At 62.9% G+C, this 6,060-nt stretch carries 3 protein-coding genes; 2 read left to right on the top strand and 1 reads right to left on the bottom strand.

Annotated elements, in window-relative coordinates:
- A partial coding sequence (locus VFL62_RS18455) for an MsnO8 family LLM class oxidoreductase (RefSeq protein WP_325173819.1) occupies positions 1–647 on the bottom strand: 647 nt, incomplete at its 3' end.
- Between the two features lie 374 nt (positions 648–1,021).
- On the opposite strand from VFL62_RS18455, the gene metF reads away from it, so the two are divergent.
- Together metF and metH are read left to right on the top strand one after the other, a co-directional pair.
- Entirely contained in the window at positions 1,022–1,930 is a 909-nt protein-coding gene (metF, locus tag VFL62_RS18450; protein ID WP_325173818.1) for a methylenetetrahydrofolate reductase [NAD(P)H], read from the top strand.
- Between the two features lie 4 nt (positions 1,931–1,934).
- A complete protein-coding gene (metH, locus tag VFL62_RS18445; protein WP_325173817.1) occupies positions 1,935–5,801 on the top strand; it encodes a methionine synthase in 3,867 nt (1,288 codons plus the stop codon).
- The last annotated feature ends 259 nt before the right edge of the window (positions 5,802–6,060 follow it).

Raw genomic sequence — 6,060 nt, 5'->3', positions numbered from 1 at the left:
CGCCAGCCGGTTTGCCTGAAATGCGCGCGATAGTTCGTCATCGCCGCCGTCGCATCATAGGACGCAAAATGATGCGCGAAGGCGTAACCCATGCCGACCTGCGCCGCCAGCTCCGAAGAGTAGTCGGATGAGCCGAGCAGCCAGATCGGCGGCAGCGGCGTATCATTCGGCATCGCCACCACCTGGTTGAAGGGATGATTGGGCGGGAAATTGCGCGTCTCCCACAGCGTCAGCTCATGCAGCCGCTCCAGGAAATCGTCGCCCTCGCGCTTGTCGAGCCGCGAGCGTAGCGCGTAAGCCGTGGCGCCGTCGGTGCCCGGCGCGCGGCCAAGCCCGAGATCGATCCGGCCGGGAAACAGCGCCTCCAGCATCTTGAAACGCTCGACGATCACCAGCGGCGCATGGTTGGGCAGCATCACGCCGCCGGAGCCGACGCGGATCTTGCTCGTCATCGCCGCAATCTGCCCGATCATGAGATCAGGCGCCGGGCTCGCGACCGATGCGAGGTTATGGTGTTCGGCGAGCCAGTAGCGGGTGAAGCCGAGGGCATCGGCATGGCGCGCCAGGTCGATGCTGTTGCGAAGCGCCGCGGCCGGCTTGGTGGCGGACGTGACGACCGAGAGATCGAGAACGGAAAGCGGGATCATGGCCGTAAACCTAGTGCCCGGAACACGCGGCACAACGCCCCGGCGCGCAGGGCAGACCTCTGAGGGTCGTTGCGCCGCCCCGATCGACCTATAAGTGGGCTATTCATTCGATATTTCTTAACTCAGACGCTCTGCCCATCTGCTACTTCCAACATAATTTCAATAATAATGTTTTTTATCAATTACTTAGTCAGTTATCGCCATTGCCCATCGTGATAAATCAACTGATTAAATCTGATGCTATCATGATACATTGGGCAATTTCCCATTATCGGTGGGCTATTTGAGGCACGTCTTTTCACTTATCTTGCCTGGATATGTTTTCGGCCTGCCGGCTCGGTTTCCCAGGCCCGTTGCGGAGATTTTCGAAAGTCATGAGCGAGACCACCCATGCTCCCGCATCGCGGGCCCAGAGCCATCCGGCGATCTCCTTTGAGTTCTTCCCGCCCAAAACCGCGGAAATGGAAAAGAGCCTGTGGGAGACCATCAACCGCCTGGCACCGCTTACGCCGAACTTCGTCTCCGTGACCTATGGCGCGGGAGGATCGACCCGCGAGCGCACCCACGCCACCATCGCCCGGCTCCTGAGTGAGACCGACTTGCTGCCGGCCGCCCACCTGACCTGCGTCGGCGCCGCCCGCGGCGAGATCGACGATATCGTCGCGCGGTATCACGCCATCGGCGTGCGACACATCGTGGCGCTCCGCGGCGATCCGCCGGGCGGCATTGGCACGCCCTTTTTCACCCATCCCGACGGCTATCAGACCTCTTCCGAGCTCGTCGCCGGCATCAAGAAGCGTTTTCCCGATATCGAGGTTTCGGTTTCGGCCTATCCGGAGAAGCACCCGGAAAGCCCTAGCTTTGATGCCGACATCGACGGCCTCAAGGCCAAGGTCGATGCCGGCGCGACCCGTGCCATCACCCAGGTCTTTTTCGACAACGACCTCTACTTCCGCTACCTCGATCGCGTCCGCGCTCGCGGCATCGATATCCCGATCGTGCCCGGGATCATGCCGATGCACAATTTCAAGCAGGCGCGGGGCTTCGTCACCCGCGCCGGCACCACGGTGCCGGACTGGCTCGCGGCAAAGTTCGACGGTCTCGATGACGATGCCGAGACCCGCAAGCTGGTGGTCGCCACCGTGGCGGCCGGCCAAGTGCAGAAGCTCAACAAGCACGGCGTCGATACCTTTCATTTCTACACCATGAACCGCGCCGATCTGGTGTTTGCGATCTGCCATCTCTTGGGCATTCGCCCCGCGGCTGCGCAGAAGGCGGCCTGATACAATGAGCTTCCCCGTTTCCAAGAAGCGCACGGCATTTCTGGCTGCCGCCAAAGAGCGCATCCTGGTGCTCGACGGCGCCATGGGCACCATGATTCAGGCGCTGCAATTCGACGAGGCAGCGTTTCGCAGCGCGCGGTTCAAGGACTTTCATCGCGACGTCAGGGGCAACAACGACCTTCTGATCCTGAGCCAGCCTAAGGCGATCGAGGATATTCACGCCGCCTATTTGCGCGCCGGCGCCGACATCGTCGCCACCAACACCTTCTCCTCGACGTCGATCGCACAGGCCGACTACGAGATGTCGGACCTTGCCTATGAGCTCAATCTCGAGGGCGCTAAGCTCGCATGCGCCGCCGCGGCGCGTGTCAGCGCCGAGGACGGCAAGCCGCGCTTTGTGGCGGGCGCGATCGGCCCGACCAACCGCACCGCCTCGATCTCGCCTGATGTCTCCAATCCCGGCTATCGCGCGGTCACCTTCGACGATCTGCGCAGCGCCTATGGCGAACAGATCAAGGGCCTGCTCGACGGCGGCGCCGATCTGCTGCTGGTCGAAACCATCTTCGACACCTTGAACGCCAAGGCCGCGCTTTATGCGATCGCCGAGATCAGCGAAGAGCGCGGCATCGACGTGCCTGTGATGGTGTCCGGCACCATCACCGACAAATCCGGCCGACTGCTGTCGGGCCAGTTGCCGGAAGCGTTCTGGAACTCGGTGCGGCATGCCAAGCCGATCACGATCGGCTTCAACTGCGCGCTCGGCGCCGAGGATCTGCGCGCCCATATCGCCGACATCGGCCGCGTCGCCGATGCGCTGGTCTGCGCCTATCCCAATGCCGGCCTGCCGAACGAGTTCGGCCAGTATGACGAAAGCCCCGAATACATGGCGCGGCTGATCGGCGAGTTCGCCTCTGCCGGTCTCGTCAATGTCGTCGGTGGCTGCTGCGGCACCACGCCCGATCATATTGCGGCGATTGCCGCCGCGGTCGCCCCGCATAAGCCCCGCCTCGTGCCCGAGATCGAGCCGCGGTTGCGGCTCTCCGGTCTTGAGCCCTTTGCGCTGACGGCGGCGATCCCCTTCGTCAACGTCGGCGAACGCACCAATGTGACGGGATCGGCACGCTTTCGCAAGCTGATCACCGCCGGCGACTACACCGCGGCCTTGCAAGTCGCGCGCGACCAGGTCGAGAACGGCGCGCAGATCATCGACGTCAACATGGACGAAGGGCTTTTGGATTCCGAAGCGGCGATGGTCACCTTCCTCAACCTCGTGGCCGCCGAACCCGACATCGCGCGCGTGCCGGTGATGATCGACTCCTCGAAATTTCACGTGATCGAGGCCGGCCTGAAATGCGTGCAGGGCAAGCCGGTGGTGAACTCGATCTCGATGAAGGAGGGTGAGGAGAAGTTCATCCACGAGGCCAACATCGCCCGCCGCCACGGCGCGGCGGTGGTGGTCATGGCGTTCGACGAAAAGGGACAGGCGGATACGTTCGCGCGCAAGACCGAGATCTGCGCCCGCGCCTACGACATCCTGGTCAACCGGGTCGGCTTCCCGCCGGAAGACATCATCTTCGATCCCAATATTTTCGCGATCGCGACCGGGATCGAGGAGCACAACAATTACGGCGTCGATTTCATCGAGGCGACGCGCTGGATCCGGCAAAACCTGCCGCACGCCCATATCTCCGGCGGCGTTTCCAATTTGTCGTTCTCGTTCCGCGGCAACGAGCCGGTGCGCGAGGCCATGCACTCGGTGTTCCTGTATCACGCCATCAAGGCCGGCATGGACATGGGCATTGTCAACGCCGGGCAGATGATCGTCTATGACGACATCGATCCCGAGCTGCGGCAGACTTGCGAGGACGTCATCCTCAACCGCGACCCGGGCGCGGCCGAGCGGCTGCTTGCGCTCGCCGAAAAATTCCGCGGCAAGGAGAAGAAGAGCGAAGCGCAGGAGCTCGCCTGGCGCGAATGGCCGGTCGAAAAGCGGCTCTCGCATGCTCTCGTGCACGGCATCACCGAATATATCGACGCCGACACCGAGGAAGCGCGCAAATCCGCCACGCGCCCGCTGGATGTGATCGAAGGACCGCTGATGGCCGGCATGAACGTCGTCGGCGATCTCTTCGGCGACGGCAAGATGTTCCTGCCGCAGGTCGTGAAATCCGCCCGCGTGATGAAGCAGGCGGTCGCCTATCTGATGCCCTTCATGGAGGAAGAGAAGGCGCGCAACCAGGCGAGCGGCACCGCGGACAGCGGCCGCAACGCCGCCGGCAAGATCGTGCTTGCGACCGTCAAGGGCGACGTCCACGACATCGGCAAGAACATCGTCGGCATCGTGCTGCAATGTAACAACTTCGAGGTAATCGACCTCGGCGTGATGGTGCCGGCGGCTAAGATCATCGAGACCGCCAAGCGCGAGGACGCCGATATCATCGGCCTGTCCGGCCTGATCACGCCCTCGCTCGATGAGATGAGCTTTCTCGCCGGGGAAATGGAACGCGAGGGGCTGAACATCCCGCTTCTGATCGGCGGCGCCACCACGAGCCGCGTCCACACCGCCGTGAAGATCGACCCCAATTATCGAAGCGGTCCGGTGGTGCATGTCAATGATGCGAGCCGCGCCGTCGGCGTCGCCTCCTCGTTGTTGTCGGCGGACAAGCGCGCGGCCTATGCCGCCGATATCCGTGAGGAATACGCGAAAATTTCCGCGGCGCATTTCCGCGCCCAGGCCGACAAGAAGCGGTTGAAGCTTGCCGATGCGCGCGCCAACGCGGTGCCGGTCGATTTCGCCAGGACACCGCCGCGAAAGCCGACCTTCTTCGGCACCAAAACCTTCCGCAGCTACGATCTGGCGGAGCTTGCCGAATACATCGACTGGACGCCGTTCTTCCAGACCTGGGAACTGACCGGACGTTTTCCCGCCATTCTGGACGATCCCAAGGTCGGCGACGTCGCCCGTTCGCTCTATGACGACGCGCGCAAGATGCTGGAGCGCATCATCAAGGAGAAGTGGTTCACGGCGCAGGCCACGATCGGCTTCTGGCCGGCCAACGCACAAGGCGACGACATCCTGGTTTATGCTGACGAGACGCGCAAGACGCCGATCGCGACGCTGCATACGCTGCGCCAGCAACTCGAGAAACGCGAAGGCCGCTACAACGCCGCGCTCTCCGACTTCATCGCGCCGGTGACGTCCGGCGTGAAGGACTATATCGGCGGCTTCGTGGTCACAGCCGGCATCGGCGAAGATGCGGTCGCCGACCGCTTCAAGAACGCCAACGACGATTACTCCTCGATCCTGTGCAAGGCGCTGGCCGACCGTCTCGCGGAAGCTTTCGCCGAGCGCATGCACGCCCGCGTCCGCCGCGAATTCTGGGGTTACGCACCGGACGAAAACATTTCGGCGGAAGATCTCATTCTGGAAAAATACGACGGCATCCGCCCCGCACCGGGCTATCCCGCGCAGCCCGATCACACCGAAAAGGCCACGCTGTTCAAGCTGCTCGACGCCGAGGCAAGCTGCGGCGTGAAGCTCACCGAGAGCTTTGCGATGTGGCCGGGCTCCTCGGTGTCCGGGCTCTACTTCAGCCATCCCGAAAGTTTCTATTTCGGCGTCGGCAAGATCGAGCGCGACCAGGTCGAGGACTATGCCGCCCGCAAGGGATTTACCGTCGAAGAGACCGAGCGCTGGCTGGCGCCGATCCTGAACTACATTCCGGGCCAGGACGTCTCGAACCGCAGCGCCAAGGCGCCGTTCGCAACGACGCCGGCCAACGACGAGGCGGAAGGCCTGTCGTCGCACCCGCCCGGCTGCAACTGCGCGGTGCATCTGGCCTGGCGCAAGAAGAAGGTGGGCGCGGGGTAGCATTCATCACCCTTCGTCATTCCGGGGCGATGCACGCGACAAAATAGCGAAGCTATTTTGTTTGCGCGGATTGCATTGAGCCCGGAATCCATCTCTTCTCGAACGCGGCACTATGGATTCCGGGTTCGCCCTTCGGGCGCCCCGGAATGACGAGCGAAAGCATTCCCGCGGCGCAATCGCCCGGGGTTTGCCGGATTATCGCCCCTCGAAACAGACGAGGGAGCAGGGAATGCCGGGTGCTCGATGCGCACCCGCAGTT

The sequence above is a fragment of the Bradyrhizobium sp. genome (assembly GCF_035701725.1).
Lineage (GTDB): Bacteria > Pseudomonadota > Alphaproteobacteria > Rhizobiales > Xanthobacteraceae > Bradyrhizobium.
The sequence above is the reverse complement of the archived record's forward strand: the minus strand, read 5'-3'. Positions and strand labels throughout refer to the sequence as shown.